This window comes from Massilia alkalitolerans DSM 17462 (assembly GCF_000427785.1).
In the GTDB taxonomy this organism is placed as follows: Bacteria; Pseudomonadota; Gammaproteobacteria; order Burkholderiales; family Burkholderiaceae_D; genus Telluria; species Telluria alkalitolerans.
The window spans coordinates 72634-91000 of sequence record NZ_KE386581.1 but is presented as its reverse complement, the minus strand read 5'-3'; the positions used below and the strand labels follow the sequence as shown (position 1 = coordinate 91000).

13 protein-coding genes, 1 tRNA gene and 1 pseudogene are annotated in these 18367 nt (G+C 67.0%); 7 read left to right on the top strand and 8 right to left on the bottom strand.

The window, feature by feature from the left end; genetic code table 11:
* Nucleotides 1-61 precede the first annotated feature (61 nt).
* Nucleotides 62-1363, top strand: a complete 1302-nt coding sequence (locus YWC_RS0127285) for an NAD(P)/FAD-dependent oxidoreductase (protein ID WP_027868163.1) — start codon at nucleotides 62-64, stop codon at nucleotides 1361-1363.
* Between the two features lie 104 nt (nucleotides 1364-1467).
* Here YWC_RS0127285 and YWC_RS0127280 read toward each other — a convergent pair whose 3' ends face one another.
* On the bottom strand, nucleotides 1468-2205 hold the full coding sequence (locus YWC_RS0127280) for a sensor histidine kinase (protein WP_036216476.1): 738 nt from the start codon (nucleotides 2203-2205) through the stop codon (nucleotides 1468-1470).
* A gap of 184 nt (nucleotides 2206-2389) precedes the next feature.
* Between YWC_RS0127280 and YWC_RS0127275 the strand changes: the two genes are divergently transcribed.
* The gene (locus tag YWC_RS0127275; RefSeq protein WP_036208017.1) at nucleotides 2390-2845 is read left to right on the top strand and encodes a hemerythrin domain-containing protein; all 456 of its coding nucleotides are present in this window, start codon (nucleotides 2390-2392) and stop codon (nucleotides 2843-2845) included.
* A 52-nt stretch (nucleotides 2846-2897) separates the two neighbouring features.
* Here YWC_RS0127275 and YWC_RS0127270 read toward each other — a convergent pair whose 3' ends face one another.
* Nucleotides 2898-4520, bottom strand: a complete 1623-nt coding sequence (locus tag YWC_RS0127270) for an ATP-binding response regulator (protein ID WP_036216473.1) — start codon at nucleotides 4518-4520, stop codon at nucleotides 2898-2900.
* Between the two features lie 261 nt (nucleotides 4521-4781).
* On the opposite strand from YWC_RS0127270, the gene YWC_RS31260 reads away from it, so the two are divergent.
* Nucleotides 4782-5231, top strand: a complete 450-nt coding sequence (locus tag YWC_RS31260; protein WP_051306809.1) for a hypothetical protein — start codon at nucleotides 4782-4784, stop codon at nucleotides 5229-5231.
* Between the two features lie 182 nt (nucleotides 5232-5413).
* Here YWC_RS31260 and YWC_RS0127260 read toward each other — a convergent pair whose 3' ends face one another.
* The 4 genes from YWC_RS0127260 to YWC_RS0127245 all read right to left on the bottom strand — a co-directional run bounded on the left by YWC_RS0127260 (nucleotide 5414) and on the right by YWC_RS0127245 (nucleotide 11623).
* The gene (locus YWC_RS0127260; protein WP_027868159.1) at nucleotides 5414-6409 is read right to left on the bottom strand and encodes a GGDEF domain-containing response regulator; all 996 of its coding nucleotides are present in this window, start codon (nucleotides 6407-6409) and stop codon (nucleotides 5414-5416) included.
* A 130-nt stretch (nucleotides 6410-6539) separates the two neighbouring features.
* Nucleotides 6540-9617, bottom strand: coding sequence for a hybrid sensor histidine kinase/response regulator (locus YWC_RS31255; RefSeq protein WP_229413219.1), 3078 nt, complete (start codon nucleotides 9615-9617; stop codon nucleotides 6540-6542).
* The gene (locus YWC_RS0127250) at nucleotides 9614-10699 is read right to left on the bottom strand and encodes a uroporphyrinogen decarboxylase/cobalamine-independent methonine synthase family protein (protein ID WP_229413218.1); all 1086 of its coding nucleotides are present in this window, start codon (nucleotides 10697-10699) and stop codon (nucleotides 9614-9616) included. Before YWC_RS0127250 ends, YWC_RS31255 begins: the two co-directional genes overlap by 4 nt.
* A gap of 87 nt (nucleotides 10700-10786) precedes the next feature.
* Nucleotides 10787-11623 (bottom strand): response regulator, encoded by an 837-nt coding sequence (locus YWC_RS0127245; protein ID WP_027868157.1) that lies wholly within the window; start codon nucleotides 11621-11623, stop codon nucleotides 10787-10789.
* 374 nt (nucleotides 11624-11997) lie between these two features.
* Here YWC_RS0127245 and YWC_RS31250 point away from each other — a divergent pair, with 374 nt between their 5' ends.
* From YWC_RS31250 to YWC_RS31855, 3 genes are read left to right on the top strand one after another with little or no spacing between them, the layout of a single operon-like run.
* Nucleotides 11998-13884 carry a TOL_0244 family TonB-dependent receptor gene (locus YWC_RS31250; protein WP_051306808.1) on the top strand — a complete coding sequence of 629 codons (1887 nt, stop codon included), beginning with the start codon at nucleotides 11998-12000 and terminating at the stop codon, nucleotides 13882-13884.
* 16 nt (nucleotides 13885-13900) lie between these two features.
* Nucleotides 13901-14500, top strand: a complete 600-nt coding sequence (locus YWC_RS31245; RefSeq protein WP_169728166.1) for a TOL_0243 family YfiR-like periplasmic protein — start codon at nucleotides 13901-13903, stop codon at nucleotides 14498-14500.
* Nucleotides 14500-16392, top strand: coding sequence for a sensor histidine kinase, YfiR-like protein-associated (locus tag YWC_RS31855; protein WP_051306806.1), 1893 nt, complete (start codon nucleotides 14500-14502; stop codon nucleotides 16390-16392). The genes YWC_RS31245 and YWC_RS31855 overlap by 1 nt, the downstream gene beginning before the upstream one ends.
* A 106-nt stretch (nucleotides 16393-16498) precedes the next feature.
* Here YWC_RS31855 and YWC_RS0127225 read toward each other — a convergent pair whose 3' ends face one another.
* Both YWC_RS0127225 and YWC_RS0127220 read right to left on the bottom strand, forming a co-directional pair.
* Nucleotides 16499-17044: an FxDxF family PEP-CTERM protein gene (locus YWC_RS0127225; RefSeq protein WP_027868155.1), complete on the bottom strand. Its 546-nt coding sequence runs from the start codon at nucleotides 17042-17044 to the stop codon at nucleotides 16499-16501.
* A gap of 498 nt (nucleotides 17045-17542) precedes the next feature.
* Nucleotides 17543-17619: transfer RNA gene (locus YWC_RS0127220), tRNA-Arg, on the bottom strand.
* 385 nt (nucleotides 17620-18004) lie between these two features.
* On the opposite strand from YWC_RS0127220, the pseudogene YWC_RS34005 reads away from it, so the two are divergent.
* Nucleotides 18005-18340 (top strand): annotated as a pseudogene (locus tag YWC_RS34005) (hypothetical protein); the annotation flags it as partial.
* Nucleotides 18341-18367: the final 27 nt, after the last annotated feature.

Here is an 18367-nt window from a genome sequence, read left to right as displayed (position 1 = left end):
AAGATTGCCACATCGCCCATGTGCTGGCATTGCCGGACGGGCGCCATGAGAGGAGCTTACTTTGCGTAGCGAATTCGTGATCGTGGGTGGTGGTGCGGGCGGCCTGGAACTGGCCTGCAAACTGGGCCGCAAGCTGGGGCCATCGAAGGTGACGCTGGTGGACAGCCGGCTGTACCATATCTGGAAGCCGTCGCTGCACGAGGTCGCGGCCGGCACCCTGGACATCCACCAGGAGGGCCTGTCCTACCAGATGCTGGCGCACGACAACGGCTTCAACTTCGTGTTCGGACCGATGACGGCGCTCGATGCCGCGTCGAAGACCATCACCGTGGGCGCGATCCTGGCGGCCACCGACGACGACGAGGTGCTGCCCGAACGCCGCATCGGCTACGGTTCGCTGGTGCTCGCGGTCGGCAGCACCTCGAACTACTTCGGCGTGCCGGGCGCGAAGGAGCACACGATTTCCCTGAACGCCACCGAGGACGCCGAGCGTTTCCGCCTGCGCATGCTGCGCCTGATGCTGGCCGCCGAGCAGGATCAGGAAGAAGGCAAGGGAAGCGGCCTGGATGTGGTCATCATCGGTGGCGGCGCCACCGGCGTCGAACTGGCGGCCGAGCTGCGCGAAGCCTCGGGCGCCTATGTCACCTACGGTTTCGACCAGCTGGACGTGAAGCGCGACGTGCGCATCACCATCCTCGAAGGCGCCCCGCGGGTGCTTGCTCCGCTGCCGGAGAAGGTGTCAAGCGCTGCCAACGACCTGCTGGCCAAGCGCGGCATCCGCGTGGTGACCGACTGCCGGGTCACGCAGATCGACCGCGACCGCGTGGTCGACAAGGATGGCAACGTGTATCCGTCCAAGCTGTGCGTGTGGGCAGCCGGCATCAAGGCGCCCGACCTGCTGGCTTCGCTGGGCCTGCCGACCGCCAGGGGCGGCCAGGTCGAAGTCGACGCGCACCTGCGCGTGAAAGGCGCGGACGACATCTATGCGCTGGGCGACTGCGCCGCCTGCGTCGACGGCAAGGGCAATGCGGTGCCGCCGCGCGCCCAGGCCGCCCACCAGCAGGCCGACTACCTGGTCACGACCTTCCTGCGCAAGTCCAAGGGCCATGCGCCCCAGGACCGGCCGTATGAATACCGCGACTACGGTTCGCTGGTGTCGGTGGGCCGCTCCACGAGCGTGGGCAGCCTGATGGGCTCATTGCGCGGCGCCAGCTGGTTCGTGCAGGGCACGATGGCGCGCCTGATGTACACCAGCCTGCACCTGATGCACCACCGCGCGGTGCTCGGCACCATGCGCACCGGGGTGCTGGCGCTGGCGCGCTTCCTGGTGCGGCGCGCCACGCCGCTGGTGAAGCTCCACTGAATGTAGGGTGGGCGGCTATGCCGCCCACGCGTTCAACCACATCCAGGACTTTCGCGGCATCTCAACGGACAGCTATCACCGCGTGGGCGGGAAACCCGCCCACGCTACGCCGCCGGCGCCTGCTTCGGCAAGGTCATGCGCAACACCGCGCCGCCGGTCTCGCCGGCGCCGAGTTCCAGCGTGCAGCCCAGGAAGCGCGCGCGCTCGCGCAGCAGGCGCAGGCCGTGGCAGCTGGTCGACTCCAGGACCTTGTCATTCTTCGGCAGGCCGCTGCCGTTGTCGCGGATGGTCAGCATCACCTGCTCGCCGTCGTCGTCCAGGATCACGTCGACCTCGGTCGCGCGCGCATGCGCGGCCACGTTGCGCAGGCCTTCCTCGACGCAGCGCAGCAGCACCACGCCCTGGGTGCGGGTATAGGACCCGTCCTCGTCGGGCAGGCTGGCGCGCGCCTTGATGCCGTGGGCGGCGGCGAAGCCGGGGACCAGTTCGGCCAGCGCGGCCTTCAGGCCGAGGAACTCGAGCTTGTCGTTCCACAGCTCGAGCTGCATCTTGCGGTTGGTCTCGATGATGTTGGCGAGCAGCCCCTTCATCTGGGCGCTGCGGTCGCGCATCGACTGGTTCTCGGCCGGGATGTGCTGGCTGAGCAGGGCAAGGTGCATGGTCAGCGCCGTCATCGACGAGCCCAGGCTGTCGTGGAGCTGGCGTGCCAGCAGGCGGCGTTCCTCGTCCCAGCAGGCGGCGAGGTAGCCCAGCATCTCGGTGAGTTCAGCGGTGCGGTCCGCGCCCGGCGCTGTCGATGCGACTGCGGCGGGCAGGGGCTGCGGATGTGCCGGTTCGGTCATCGTAGGCTCGGTTAAATGTTTCCCAAATCATACAACAGTTGGCCGCATGACGGCGCGCAAGGCCAGTGCATTGTATCGGGCGGGGTGCCCGAAGCAGCGTGCGCTGCCGTACAGTCGCGTTGCCCGTTTCAGGCGAAGCTTGGGGCGTGGCCATACCACTTTATTAATAACCGGGGGTAATACAATGACGACCGCAAGCAAATCGCAGGATGCCATCACGCTGCTCACCGCGCAGCACCGCGAAGTCCACGAGATGTTCGAGAAGTTCGAGAACATGACCGACCGTGCCAAGGTCAGCAAGAAAAAACTCGCCGACGAGATCTGCCAGGCGCTCATCATGCACACCACGATCGAGGAAGAGATCCTGTATCCGGCGGTGCGCGAAGCAACCGAGGAAACCGAGGACATGGTCGACGAGGCTGTCGTCGAGCACGCGTCGGCCAAGGACCTGATCGCCCAGATCCAGGAAATGGACCCGGGCGACGACCTGTACGACGCCAAGGTGAAGGTGCTGGGCGAGCTGGTCGACCACCACGTCGAGGAAGAAGAGAAGGAAATGTTCCCGAAGATGAAGGAACTGAAGCTGGACCTGCAGGCGCTGGGCCAGGAAATGGCAGCCCGGGCCGCCGAGCTGCAGTAAGGCAGGATTGTCCGGGCGCTGCCCGGACTCCCGGCAGCGCCGGGACTGCCAGTCAGGCCGCGTCGGCCTGCGCCGTCGCCGGCGCGAGCGCCTCCAGCAACTGGTCCATGCCGACCGGCTTGACCAGGTGCTGGTCGAAGCCCGCTTCCATCACGCGCCGCTTGTCTTCGGCCAGTCCATAGCCGGTCAGGGCGATCAGGCGGATATGGGACGTGGCCGGGTCGCCCCGCAGGCGGCGCGCGACTTCGTAGCCGTCGATGCCGGGCAGGCCGATGTCGACCAGCGCCGCGGCCGGGCGGCCGGCCAGCGCGGCCGCCACGCCCTGCAGCCCGTCGGCGGCGGTGTCCACCGGGAAGCCGTGGGCGGCCAGCATGGTCGCCATCATCTCGCGGCCGTCCTCATTGTCTTCGATCAGCAGCACCGCGGGCTTGCCGGAGTTGTCGCCGCTCGACTGCTGCGGGCTGACGGACGGCAGCACGGGTTCGGTGCGCGGCAGGCGGATCATGAAGGTACTGCCGCTGCCGCTGCCGTCGCTATGCGCGCTGGCGCTGCCGCCATGCAGTTCCACCAGGCGCCGCACCAGCGACAGGCCAATCCCCAGGCCGCCCTGCGAGCGGTCGATCGAGATCGCGCCCTGGACGAACACATCGAACACGTGCGGCAGCAGTTCCTCCGGGATGCCGACGCCGGTATCGCGTACCGTCAGCACCACGTCCTCGCCCGACTGCGCCACCCCGACGTCGATGCTGCCGCCCGCGGGCGTGTACTTGAGCGCGTTGTCCAGCAGGTTGGTGGTGATCTGTTCGAGGCGGGTCGGGTCGCCGTCGACCCAGTTCGGGGCCAGGTCGACGCTGATACGGTAGCCGGCGGAACGGCCGGTGGCGCGCAGGGTCTCCAGGCAGCCCGATACCAGGTTGGAAAGATCGATCGGCTTGCGCGCCAACAGGATCTTGCCCGACATCGCACGCGACAGGTCGAGCAGGTCGTCGACGATGCGCGACAGGTGCTGGCTCTGGCGCTGGATGATCTGCTTGGCGCGGCTCACCGTCTCGGCGTTGGCGCCGGCCATGCCGATCAGCGAGGAAGCGCTGCTGATCGCCGACAGCGGGTTGCGCAGCTCGTGGCCGAGCATGGCGAGGAATTCGTCCTTGGCGTGGCTCTTGCGTTCGGCGTCGCGGCGCTCTTCCATCTCGCGCACGAGGCGGCGGTTGGTCGCGGTCAGCTCGGTGGTGCGCTGCGAGAGCTTTTCGGCCTGGCGCTTGAGCTGCTCGTTCTTCATCGCCAGCGCCACGAACACCGAGACCTTGGCGTGCAGGATCTGCGGAATCACCGGGGTGAACAGGAAGTCGGCGGCGCCGCGCTGGTAAGCCTTGAGGCGGTCGATCTCGTCGGCCAGGAAGGCGGTGACGAAGATGATCGGGATATCCGCCGAGCGCGCGCGCTGGTGGATCGCCTCGGCGGTCTCGAAGCCGTCCATGCCGGGCATGTTCACATCGAGCAGGATCACGGCGAAATCGTGGAGCAGCACCTGGCGCAGGGCGTCCTGGCCGGAACGCGCAGAATGCACCGAATAATTGCTTTCTTCCGCCCACTGGTCGAGCAGGCTCGTCAGCGCTAACAGGCTGGCGGCGTCGTCGTTGACGACCAGGATCTTGGGTTTGTCAGTGTGTGCCACGATGGTTCGCTGTGCTTTCCCTCAAAGGGTTTGCCTTTAGGAAAGATCTTACCAAATCAAGTGTGTAGGGTTTCAAAGAATCACTGTAATAACAAAGAATGATATCACGGGCAATTTAAGTGCAAATAGGCAAAACTCAATCGTGCGCATGGTGACGTGTACGGTGCCGCACATACGTCTCTGGGTGGGCTGTGCGATAGTGGAAGCCTCCAGTTCAACCGACTCCATGGGAACGGGGCTGCCTACATGAAAGGACAGATAATGAATATCGACTCTATCGTAAATCAGGATTATCACGGCAAATCGTTCCGTGAGCTCGTCAATTCGCCGCTGACCGCCCTCTGTGGCGTCAGCGAACAACAAGCCAGTGCCTTTGCCGCCGCCGGCGTGCACACGATCGGCGACCTCGCCAACATGCAGATCGTGAACTACGCCGTGGCCATCAAGGCGCTGTCCAGCTGCGAAAACGCCTCGGGCAAGGAGCAGGCCGAGGAAGAGCTGCTCGACGACGCCGTCGAAATGACCTTCCCGGCCAGCGACCCGGTGTCGGTCCAGTCCAGCATCACCCGCATCGAGGTGGCGCCCGACAAGGTCGACGCCAGCCGCGACCACCAGGCGGCGCAGGCGATCGAGTCGCATAGCGAGGAGATGCTGCGTTCGGCGGAAATCAATACCAGGTATCTGCAGAAGGACGAGGGCGGGAACCGCTGATCGATCAGCGCTTGTCGGTTTCATGACGGGCCACGGGCGGCGCAGGCTGCTTTGTGGCCCGTCTGTTTTTGTCTGGCAAGGGGAGCTCACAGAAGTGCGATGAACTTGGGGGGAACAATGCCTCGCATTGTTCCCCCCCCAATTTAGCCTGCAGACCGCAAACGCGAACCCGAAGCGCCCGCTCAGCGATGCGCCGCGGTCTCCACCGCCGCTGGATTTGCCGCGGGCATCTTGGTCGCCGCCTGGCGGTTGGCCGCAGGCGAGCAGAAGCGGTTCTTGCCGGCGCGCTTGGCTTCGTACAGCGCGTAGTCGGCGATACTGATCAAGGCGTCGACCGATTCGGCGTCGTCCGGATAGATGCTGATGCCGATCGAGGTCGACAGGCGCAGGGTCAGGTCGTTGATGAAGTAGGGCTCGGACACGGCTTCGACCAGCTTGGCCGCCGGGCCCTGGGCGTCGGCCAGGCTGTGGATCTCGCCCAGCACCACCATGAATTCGTCGCCGCCGAGGCGCGCCACCGTGTCTTCCTTGCGCGAATTGGCCAGCAGGCGCTGCGACACCATCTTGAGGATGTCGTCGCCATAGGCGTGGCCATAGGTATCGTTGATCGCCTTGAAGCCGTCCAGGTCGAGGTACATGATCGCGGCCTTGGTATGGCTGCGGTTGGCGTGCTGCAGGGCGGTCTCGATGCGATCTTCCAGCAGGCGGCGGTTGGGCAGGCCGGTGAGGGCGTCGTGCAGCGCCAGCTCCTGCTGCGCGCGGGAATACTGGGCCAGCTCCTTGTAGAGCAGGCGTACTTCCAGCATGTTATGGATGCGCTTGTGCACCTCGAGCAGGTCGAACGGCTTGCTGATGAAGTCGCGGGCGCCGGCTTCCAGCGCGGCGATCTTGAAGCTCGGCTGGGCTGTCAGCGCCAGCACCGGCAGGTAGCCGCCCTGTTCGATTTCCTTCAGGCCCTTCATGACCTGGAAGCCGTTCAGGCCGGGCATCTGCAGGTCGAGCAGGATCAGGTCGTAGTTGTGCTCTCGATGCAGCGGGCATACCTGCTCGGGCAGCATCGTCGAACTGACGCAGGTGTAGCCTTCCTCACGCAATATCTCTTCCATCAGCTCGATATTGTCGGGCGAATCGTCCACCACCAGGATCTTCGCGTTCAAAATGTCTTGTCTGCTCGGCATGCTCGTTCTCTTCTACTCTGTCGGGAACGTGTTCCATTTCCTTTTGGAATGGACGCCTCCCATATCTTCATAGTCTAGCAAAAGCCTAAAAATTTCTTGTAGGACAGCGCCGCGTGTCCGGGTAGGATCATTATCGACCAAGCCCGCGTCCTGCGCCATTGCCCATCTGTGCAGTCGGAACTGCTACCGAAGCGACGGCGGCGATGAGTTCTCCCGGTTCCACCGGCTTCGAAATATGGGTCGAAAAACCCGCTTCCAGCGCCTTCAGCCGGTCTTCGGGCCGGGCAAAGGCGGTCAGGGCGATGGCCGGCAGCTGGCCGCCGGCCTCGCGCGGCAGGGCGCGCACCCAGCCGATCAGTTCGAACCCGTCGACCTCGGGCATGCCCAGGTCGCTCACCAGGACGTCCGGGCGGTCGGCGCGCAGCGCATCGAAGGCTTCGCGCGCGCTGGCGGCCACCCGCACCCGGGCATGGCAGTCGGTCAGGATGCGCGCGATCAGCTCGCGGCCGTCGCGCGCGTCGTCCACCACCAGCACCGTCAGTCCGGTCAGGTCGCGCACTGCGCCGTCGGGCGCTTCCGGCGCCGGCGAGGGCGCCGGCGCTGCGCGTGACGGCCGGCTGCTTGATGCCGGCGCCTCGGCGCGCGGCAGCTCGATCGTGAAGCTGGCGCCCAGGCCCTCGCCGGCGCTCTCGGCCCGCACCGTGCCGCCGTGCTGCTCGACCAGGTGCTTGACGATCGACAATCCCAGACCCAGGCCGCCATGCCGGCGCGTCATCGACGCGTCTTCCTGGCGGAAGCGCTCGAACACGTGGGTGATGAATTCGGGACGGATCCCGACGCCGTTGTCGCGCACGGTGATCGCCACCACCTTGCCGCCCGCGCCATGACCGTCGTCGCGTTCGCTGATCTCGACCGCCACCAGACCATCGCGCGGGGTGAACTTGATCGCATTCGACAGCAGGTTCCAGATTACCTGCTGCAGCCGGCCGGTGTCGCCAGCCACGAGCGCGCCCGGCGCCCGGTAGTGCTTCTCGATGGCGATGTGCTTGGCGTCGGCCGCCGGGCGCACGGTCTCGATGGCGGCGTCGATGAAGGTCGCTGGCGCGATCGCCTGCATGTCGAGCAGCACCTTGCCCGAGGTGATGCGGCTCATGTCGAGCAGGTCCTCGATCAGCTGGGCCTGGGCGCGCGCGTTGCGTTCGATGGTCTGCAGGCCGCGCTGCAGGTCGGCGCCGTCGCGGCTGCCGCGGCGCAGGACCTGCGACCAGCCGAGGATCGCCGACAGCGGGGTGCGCAGTTCGTGCGACAGCGTGGCCAGGAACTCGTCCTTCATCTGGCTGCTGCGCTCGGCCTCGGCGCGCGCCTCGCGTTCGTTCTCGAGCAGCACCTTGCGCTCCTCGGCGGCGCGGCGGGTGGCTTCGTACAGGCGGGTGTTGTCCACCGCGATCGCGGCCTGGGCGGCGATGCCGCGCACGATGCGCTCGCTGCGTTCGGTGAACACGCCGGGTTCCGGATGGCCGAAGAACATGGTGCCGAGCAGCTCGCCCGAGCGCGCCGCCACCGGCACCGCCATGTAGCTGCGCAGGTCCGGCTCCCCGGCCGCCGGGTGCCCGGCCGGCAGTCCGAACTGGGGCGCGCTGCCCGCGTAGCGCGGGTCGCGGGCGATGTCGTCGATGCGCACCAGGCCCTCGGTGCGCGAGGCCGGCGGGTAGAGCGTGCTGGCGCGCGGTTCGCCGAAACTCTGGAATTCGCTGGATGTCGCGCCCGACAGCGTGACCATCGAGAACAGGGTGCCGTCGCCTTCCTGCCCGTAGTGGATGAAGGCGCCGAAGCGCGCGCCGCTGACTCCCAGCGCCGCCTCGGTGGCCGCGCGCAGCAGCGAGCGCAGGTCGCGGGTCGAGGCCAGGATGCTGCCGGTATTGTTGAGCAGCTCGAGCACGTGCGATTCGTCGCGCAGCGCCTGTTCGGCGCGCTTGACCTGGTCGACGTCGGTATTGGTGCCGAACCAGCGCACCACGCGTCCGTCGGCGTCGCGCACCGCGCTCAAGCGCGTCAGGTGCCAGCGATAGCTGCCGTCGGCGCCGCGCAGCGGGAATTCCATCTCGAAGGGTTCGCCGCTGCGGATGGTCTCGCGCAAGCGCCCCATCACTGCGGGCAGGGTGGCGGGGTCGATGGTGTCCTGCCAGCCCCAGCCCACGCTCTGCTCCGGCGTGCGTCCGGTGTATTCGTACCAGCGGTCGTTGAACCAGACGATGCCGCCGTCGGTGCCGGCCATCCAGGCCAGCTGCGGGATCGTGTTGGCCAGCGCGCGCAGCAGTTCCTCGCTCTGGCGCAGGGTGTCTTCGGCGCTCTTGCGGCCGCTGATGTCCTGCACCACGCCGGTCATGCCGATCAGGGTTTCCTGGCCCTTGCGTTCGGCATAGTCGGGGCGGCCGACCAGGGCCACCCAGCGCGCGGCCTGGCTCTCGGAAGCGCCGCTCGCGACCCGGCACTCGATGTTCAGGTCGGCCCGCGCCTCGAAAGCCTTGATCACGGCGCGCCGCACCTGGATGCGGTGCTCGGGATGCAGGCGTGCGCGCAGCTGCGGCCAGGGCAGCGGGGTCTCGGCCGGCAGGCCCAGGATGCCGGCCGCGCGCGGACCGAGGAGCACGCGGTCGAGCGCCGCGTCCCAGCGCCAGTCGCCCAAGCGCCCGGCCGCGAGCGCCACCTGCAGGCGGTTGTTGTTCTCGACCAGGGCCTGCTGGTCCAGCTTGCGCTGGGTGATGTCCTGGAAATACAGGGTCAGCCCGTCCGGCGACGGGTGCAGGCGCATCTCCAGCCAGCACTGCAGGCGCACATAATAGAAGTCGCGCACCACGGTCTCGCGCCGCTCCATGGCGCGCCGGCAGTCCTCGGCCACCGAGGTGCCGTGCAGGTCCTCGAACTCGTCCCACAGGTTCTTGCCGACCAGGCCCGGGCGGCTCTTGTCGAGCGGGGCGATCATGTCGAGCGCGCGCCCGTTGATGTACATGATGCGCCACTCGCGGTCGACCGCGCAGAAGCCGTCGGACAGGCTTTCGAGCATGTTCTCCATGCGCTCCTTGGCGCGGCGCAGCGCTTCCTGCGCCCCCAGCAGCTCTTCCTCGGCGCGCTGGCGCGCCGCCAGCACGCTCTGGGCGTTGCGCAGCGCGGCCGAACGCATCAGCTCGAGTTCGTGTTCGTCGCTCACGCGGCCCCCTCCAGCAGTGCGCTTGCCAGGCGCGTGCCCTCGACCCGTGCGCGTATCTTGGCGAAGGCGGTGGCGCGGCTGACGCTGTCGTCGTCGAAGAAGGGAGCGAAGCCGGCGTCGTCGGTCGTGCCCAGGCGCTGCGGGTCGAGGTATTGGGCCGCCAGCAGCACCCGGTCGCGCACCTGCGCGGCGCTCTCGATGCGCGCCTCGAACGGATCGACGACGCCGACGAACACGCGCTGCTCCGGGCGCGCATAGTCGCGCGCGATGCGCAGCACCCGAACGGGGTCGGGCTGCCCGGCCACCGCGATATAGAAGCTGCCGGCGCGGATCTCGAACAGTGCCGGCAGCAGCTCGGCGTAGTCGACCTCGGCCTCGGCTCCGCCGGCGGCAGGCCGGACCCCGGCCGCCGACACGTGCAGCCCGATCAGGGCGCGTTCGGCGGCGGAAAAGCGCGCCAGGGCCATGTTGTTCAGGTGGACGAAGCTGGCCAGCAGGGCGCCGCTCGGGTCGAGCCGCATCGCCAGCGGACCTTCGGCGAAGTCGATCTGGACCTTGTGGGCGCCGGCCTCGAGGCAGCGCCGGATCTCGGTCTCGTGTTCGCGTACCAGGTCGTCAAGGAATTGCTCGCGCGGATAGCCGGCCAGCCCGTCGGGCGGGTAGAGCAGCGACAGCGCCGAAGGCGAGATGATGGCCTGCTTGACCGGCTGGGTCGCATGGCGCCGCGCCGCGCGCAGGTACTGGTCGGCGTAGCACTGGTAGCGGAAGGGGCCGTGCGTGAGGCGCGGCATGCGGTGGCTGGTGGGGCCGGAACCGGTTTGCACGGGAATACGGAAGCCGTCCGGCGCGGTATTGGCGGCGCCGCGCACCGGATAGCTCCAGAAGTTCTCGAGCTTGCCCTGCTCGCCGTCGCTGATGACGCTTGCCCCGGTCGCCTCGAACTCAAGCACGGTCGCGCGTACCGCCGCATCGAGCAGGGGCGCGAGCGCGTCTCCCGCTGCGCCGCCGCGGATCGCGGCGACCAGCTCGGGCGGACGAGGAATGCTGCCGATCGGTTCAGTTGGAATCATCAGTGCTGGCATGGTGGCAGGCGCCGGACGCACGACTGCGCCTGGCCTGGTAAAGGCCATTGTAGCCCAGCCGAAGCCTGCCGGCACGCGGCACCGGCCTCACCTGGCGGGCGCCGGCTGGCGCGCCACCTTTGCCAGGGCGTCCTGCAGCTGGTCCAGCTCGTAGGGCTTCTGCAGCGACAGGTAGGGGAACTCGAGGTGGCGCAGCAGCGAATCGCCGTAGCCGGACGCGAAGATCACCTTCAGCGCCGGATGGTCTTCGAGCGCGCGGCGTGCCAGGTCCACGCCCGACATGCCGGGCAGGCTGACGTCCGAGAACAGCACCTGGTAGCGCTGCCTGGCCAGCAGGGCCAGGGCGTCGTCCGGATGGGCCACGCCGTCCGCTTCGTGGCCGAAGGCCTTGAGCATCTCGCAGACCAGGTACTGGGAATCGAGGTTGTCCTCGACCACCAGGATGCGCAGCGCGGCGTCTTCGGGCTCCGTCTCCAGCGCCGCCGGCGCGGCGGCCGGGGGCGCCAGCAGGATGTGGATGCCGCCGACGCCGCCGTGTCCGTCCGGCAGCGGCGTCAGGCGCAGGTCGCAACGATGTTCGAGCGGGCCGTCCGCGTGGCGGAAGCTGAGCGTCGTGCCTGCCGCCAGGCCGGGCTGCCCGGACCAGGCCCCTTGCAGGGCGGGGCCGGCGGCGGACAGCGGCGGCGGCAGCACCGAGGGCACAGAGCCGCCCGGCACCCGGCCGCAGCCGAGGCCGGCTAGCGCTGCATAGGCCTCGTTGAACACCAGGATGGTTTCGCGCCCCCACACCAGCAATCCCGGCAGGGGGGAGTTGAGCAGCAGGTCGGCCGCCACGCGCAGCGGCGCGGGCCAGCGGGCGGGTTCGCCCAGGCTGCTTCCAGACCAGTCATAGGAGGTAGCAGTGCGCGGATCGTGTTCAGGCATGGGCAGACTGTTGTAGGAACGAAAACATGGCGGCCATCCTACACCAAATGCAGCCCAACTGCCGTCTCGATCCGTGCGAACCATGCCCGGGCAAAAAAAAGCCCGCTTCTGGGAAGCGGGCTGAATCTATTTCCTTGGAGGAGAATAGAGGAGACAGGAAGCATGATGCTGCACCGCCGCAAATTAGTCCAATTTATATTTCAAATGACCGCCATCAAGATTATTGATGAGCCCGCTTTGTCAACGGGGCCGTGGCGTGGCCGCGACGCCGGTCCGGCAGGAGGCGCGCACGCTTGGTGCACGGGTGAAAATGTTCTACGATGGCAACTATGTCAAAACCTTCCCGGCTAGCCTGCGTCTGTGCGGCACTGTTTTTGCTGCACGCAGGCGGCGGGCTTGCGGCTGGGCACGCCGGGCAGGGGCAGGAAGGAGCGGACGCGCTTGCGCTGGAAGACTACTCCCTGGAACAACTGGCCGATATCGTGGTTACCTCGGTCTCGCGTCAGCAGGGGCGGCTCAGCAGCGCGCCGGCCTCGGTGTACGTGATCAGCGGCGCCGAGATCGCGCGCTCGGGCGCGACCACGGTCCCCGAAGCGCTGCGCCTGGCGCCGAACCTGCAAGTGGCCTTCACCGGCGCCCAGGAATATGCGATCAGCGCGCGCGGTTTCTCCTCGCAGCTGGCCAACAAGCTGCTGGTGCTGGTGGACGGCCGCAGCGTCTATTCGCCGCTGTTTTCCGGCGTCTTCTGGGAAGCCCTGGACGTGGTGCTGGCCGACGTCGAGCGCATCGAGGTGATCAGCGGCCCCGGCGGCACCATCTGGGGCACCAATGCGGTCAACGGCGTCATCAATATCATCACGCGCAGCGCCGCCGATACCCAGGGTGGGCTGGCACAGGCGCACGCCGGCAAGCGCTATGCCGGCGCCGTGCTGCGCCACGGCAAGCGCCTGTCCAACGGCGCCTACCTGCGGGTGTACGGCAAGCGCGACGAAGCCGGAGCGGCGCCCGCCGACGGCCCGGATGTGCAGGGCGGCGGCGCTGGCCGGCGCCAGGCGGGCTTCCGCCTCGATTGGGACGGCGCAGGCCACGACCTGAGCGTGAGCGGCGACCTGCATGCCGGCGCGCTGCGCGCTGCGCGCGAGCCGCGCACCGATTTCTCCGGCGCCAACCTGGTGGCGCGCTTCGATACCCGCGTGGGCGGCGACACCGCCCTGCGCCTGCAGGCCTGGCTCGACCAGCAGCAGCGCGAGCAGCCCGGCGCCGGCCGGCACAAGCTCGATACCGTCGACCTCGAGGTGCAGCTGGCCACGCGGCTCGGGCAGCGCCATTCCCTCAGCTGGGGCGGCGGTGTGCGCCAGGCGCGCGACCGCTTCGACAATGGCCCCATCCTGCAATTCGCGCCGACCCATCGCACGCTGCGCTCGACCAACCTGTTCGCCCAGGACGAATTCAGCTTCACGCCGGCCCTGCGCGCGACAGCCGGCCTGCGCCTGGAGCACAATGCCTACACCGGCACGGAACTGCTGCCCAGCCTGCGCCTGGCCTGGGACCATGCGGCCGGCGCCATGCTGTGGGCGGCCGCTTCGCGCACGGTGCGCGCCCCGGCCCGGATCGACCGCGACCTGCGGCTGCTGGACCCGGCGTCGAACGGCCAGCGCTACCTGATTGCCGGCGGCCCCGACATGCAGTCCGAAGTGGCCCGCGTACTGGAGCTGGGCTACCGCGCCCAGCCGGCCAGCGCGGTGTCGTATGCGATCACCCTGTTCTACAGCGACTACGATCGGCTGCGCACGCTGGAGCCGCAAGCGGGCGGGGCGGTATTTCGCAACCTGGGGCACGGCCGGGCGCGCGGGGTGGAAGCCTGGGGCAGCTGGCAGCCCATGCGCGGCTGGCGCCTGTTCGCGGGAGCGGTGTTGCAGGATATCGACACCGGCGTGGACCCCGGCAGCCTGGATGCCTCGGCACGTGCCGGCCTGGCCACCAACGACCCGCGCAGCTCCTGGCAACTGCGCTCGTCGCACGAACTCGGCGCCAGGCTGAGCGCCGACCTGCTGCTGCGGGGCGTCGCGCGCCTGCCGCAGCCGGCCGTGCCGGGCTATCATGAACTCGACGTACGCCTGGCCTGGCAGGCAGGCCCCGCCGTCGAACTGGCCCTCGCGGGCCGTAACCTGCTGCACGCCCGCCATCCCGAGTTCGGGGCGGCGGGCCTGCGCCAACTGGCTGAACGGCATGTGTTCGCCAGCGCAACGCTGCGTTTCTGAAAGCTCCATGACAAGAATGAAGACAAAGCTCCCTGACCGAATGCGACGCCGCCTGGCCTGCCGGGCGCTAGCCTTACCCTTGCCGCTGTTGCTGGCAACGGCTGCAGGGGTGGCGCCGCGCGCGCTGGCAGATGGGGGCGGCGCCCATGCGCTCGAGCGCCGCGTCAAGGCGGCCTTCCTGTATAAATTCCTCGGCTATGCCGAATTTCCGGCGCATGCGTTTGCCGACCCCGGCGGGCCGCTAACGATCGCCGTGGTCGGCTCGGACGAGATGGCCGCCGAACTGGCGCGCATCGCCAGCGGCCGCGCGATCGCGGGGCGTCCGATCGCGGTGCGGCAGGTGGCCATGAACGAGGCGCCGCCGGCGGTGCACCTGCTGTTCGTGGCAGGCAGCGACGCCGAACGGGCCGGCCGCGTGCTGCGCGCCGCCCCCGGCGCCTACCTCACCGTGACCGAATGCGACGGCGGTCTGCGCTATGGCAGCGTCATCAACTTCCGCATCGTCGACGAGCGCGTGCGCTTCGACGTTTCGCTGGATGCCGCCGAAAAGAAGAACGTGAAACTCAGTTCGCGCCTGCTGACCGTGGCGAACCGGGTACAGAAGGGAGGATCGTGATGGGCATGCACGATACCGGCTCGGTCCGCAGCAAACTGATCCTGATGGCCGTGGCGACCACCATCGTCGCGCTCCTGACGGCCGCCATCGCCATGATCGTCGTCGACGCGCGCAGCTTCCAGCGCGTCTGGATCGACGACCTGAGCACCCAGGCCGACATCGTCGCCGACGTCGCCGCCCCGGCGGTGTCGTTCAACGACAGCAGCGCCGCCGAGCGCAGCCTGGCGGTGCTGCGGGTACGGCCGCAGATCATGGCTGCCGCCATCTATACCAACAGCGGCCAGCGCTTCGCCACCTATGCCAAGGCGGGCACGGAAGCGTCCTTCCCGGCGCGTCCGGAAGCGACCGGCCACCGCATGGAGCGCGGCGAACTGGAGGTGTTCCGCCCGATCGTCGAGAACGGCGAGCCGCTCGGCACCGTCTACCTGCGCTCGCGCTTCGGACTGCTCGACCGGGTGCTCAGCTATGGCGCCATCCTCGGCGGCGTGATGCTGGGCGCGCTGGTGATCGCGGCGCTGGTGGCCTCGCGCCTGCAGGCCTCGATCACCCGGCCGCTGCAGGCGGTGACCAACGTGGCGCGCCAGGTGATGCTGCGGCGCGACTTCAGCTTGCGCGTGCCGGGCAAGGAAAAGGGCGAGATCGGGGTGCTGGTGGAAGCCTTCAACGACATGCTGGCCGAGATCGGGCGCCGTTCGGACGCGCTGCAGGCGGCCAACCGCACGCTGGAACACGAAATGACGGTGCGCGAGCGCGCCGAGCAGGCCCTGATCGTGGCCGACCGCAGGAAAGACGAATTCCTCGCGACCCTGGCGCACGAACTGCGCAACCCGCTGGCGCCGATTCGCACCGGCCTGGACATCCTGCGCATCCGCAGCGGCGACGCCCAGGCGACCCAGCGCGCCACCGACATCATGGAACGCCAGCTGCGCCAGATGGTGCGCCTGGTCGACGACCTGCTGGACGTCTCGCGTATCAACACCGGCAAGTTCACCATCAAGATGGGCCGCGTGGAGCTGAAGGCCGTGGTCAACGATGCCCTCGAGGTGGTGCGCTCCTATATAGAGCTGCACGGCCACGAGCTGGTGATCGACCTGCCGGACCGCCCGGTGTTCCTGCACGGCGATGCGACCCGCCTGGCCCAGGTGCTGTCGAATCTCCTGAACAATGCCGCCAAGTACACCAACCGCGGCGGACGCGTCACCCTCAAGGCGGGCGTCGAGGACCGCACCCTGGTGCTGGAAGTGGCCGACACCGGGATCGGCATCGCGCCGGACATGCTCGACACCGTGTTCGAGATGTTCGTGCAGGTCGATTCGACCCTGGAGCGCAGCGTCGCCGGCCTGGGCGTCGGCCTGTCGCTGGCGCGCAAGCTGGTGGAGCTGCACGGCGGGACCATCGAAGCCAAATCCGAGGGCCTGGGCCAGGGCAGCAGTTTTGTCGTGCGCCTGCCGATCGTGGTCGACCCGGAGCCGATCGCCAAGCCGACGCCGGCCGCCTTCATCAGCACCGAGTCCTACCGCATCCTGCTGGCGGACGACAACGTCGACTTCGTCAACAGCATCGGCGCGCTGCTCACCGCCATGGGCCACAGCGTGGTCATCACCCACAACGGGCCGGACGCGCTGGCGGCGGCGGCCCGCTTCTGCCCGGACTACGCCTTCCTGGACATCGGCCTGCCGCACATGTCGGGCTACGACCTGGCGCGCGGGATCCGCAAGCTGGCCTGCGGCCCGATGACGGTGCTGATCGCCGTCACCGGCTGGGGCCAGGAGAAGGACCGCCAGCTTGCCTTCGAGGCCGGCTTCGACCACCACATGGTCAAGCCGGTGCGTTTCGAGCAGATCGAGGAAATCCTGGGGAACCGCAGCATCATCAAGAAGCTGCGTACCTGATCCGGCACAGGTGGCGCACTCGTCGCGACATTCAGCTTTTCTCCGGACGAAAAAAAGACGGAAGCGCTTGCGCGCTTCCGTCGTTCTATTTCAGCAGGTGTGAGGCTCAGGCCTGCTTGGCTTTGCGGCGGCGTGCCAGGAAGCCCAGGATACCGAGGCCGCCCAGCATCATGCCGTAGGTTTCCGGCTCTGGAACCGGAGCCAGCATCACGGCACCGCCGAACGAGGCGCCGGTATCCGACACCAGATTGCCGCTGACCTGCAGGTAGTAGTTACCGGCGGCCAGGTTGTCGCTGGAGATGCTCCAGACATCCATTGCTCCGCTCATCAGCGAGGTACCGGTGGTGATGAGCGTTTCGTCTTCGCCATACAGGGCCAGGGCGGTGATGTCCAGGCCCTCGCTTTCGCTGCGGCTGATCGACGAGATGATCGCATCCAGGTTCATCGGCATATCACCTTCGACGGTGAAGGTGAAGCGGTCAGCGAAGGTATTACCTTCGTTGTCAGCCTCGAAGGTGTCACCGAAGAAGGCGGTGTTGTCGATCAGCTCCAGAGCCTGTGGGGAGTTGCCGACGATGTCCTGGGCCATGACGGCCGACGAACCGAACGAAGCGGAAGCAAACACAATTGCAGCAATCAGAGATTTTTTCATTTCTTTCCTCGCATTAGAATCAGCCGCGTCCTGCAGCCTGGGTTTCAAGTATCGGGGAACTTCATGCTATCAAAAGGGCAAAAAAAAGCACGTGGAAGTGTGATTGAACGTTCAATGCGTGCTACATGTTCCGCAAAACAAGAGATTTCTGAGAGGATATACTTTGAGGCTTCTCTTCATAGGAGAACTCGTTTTATAGGGGTTGATAGGTAGAAAAAAATTCCCGAGTTGCTGAAAATGTGTAAGTGCAGTCCTACAGAAACGGGAGGGGCTTTCCGGCGCTGAGCCCGTGCGATTTCAGTCCGGTTTAATGAACGAAGCGTAGAAGTTAGCGCGTTTTAGGATGTTTTTGCTGAGTTACCTCAGCAGCGGGTCCAAGCTTCGGCACGCGCGCAAGCAGACATCGTAGGGAATGAACCTACCTGCGTCGGAAAAACGAGAGGGGATCGCCGAAAAGAAAAATGGCCCAGAATCGCTTCTGAGCCATTTTATAAAAGTTGGCGCGGCTGGCAGGAATCGAACCCACGACCCCTTGGTTCGTAGCCAAGTACTCTATCCAGCTGAGCTACAGCCGCCCGAGGCACGCATTATAGCAGCATTGGATGATTTGGCAAATCCCCCGATTCGTTGAACCCAAGCCCATCCGGAGTGATTCCCCCCACCCCGTTGCGAGGAGCGGACGCCCGGTAAAGCGCGGCGGCCGCGGGGGAGGGGAATCGAATTGCGATGCTGCGGGATGAATCTTCTCAGAGCCGTCTTAGAAGGCGCTTAAGCGTGGGGAAGGCGGGCGCAACATGTGGATCTGCCAAGGGGAGCCAGTGAGCGGCAAGGAGAGCGGCCGCATCAAGCGGATGCCGCCACGAACAAGGCGCTGTCCTTCTTAGCTATGGATGAGGGCGGAACTGCTGAGCTGCTTCATGGTCGAATGCCTGTCACCACAGACCGGAACGACCATGCGCCCACGGGGCGTATCGCAGTTTCGCCCGCAAACATGGCATTGCGCACGAGGCGGTGAACCTGCGTGCGGGCGTGCGGGTACGCCGCGGCGTTGCCGGGGTCATCCATGTTCAGAATGTGAACGCCTACCACCAGCGCTTCCGGCAATGGTTGAGCCACTTCCGCGGAGTAGCTTCGCGTTACTTGCCGAACTACCTGGGATGGCGTCGGGCGCTCGATGGCGGACGGATCACGACGGTGGAGCAAGCGCCACGAAAAAAGGGACCAGATTTTTCAATCTGGTCCCTCGTATTCTGGTGCGGCTGGCAGGAATCGAACCCACGACCCCTTGGTTCGTAGCCAAGTACTCTATCCAGCTGAGCTACA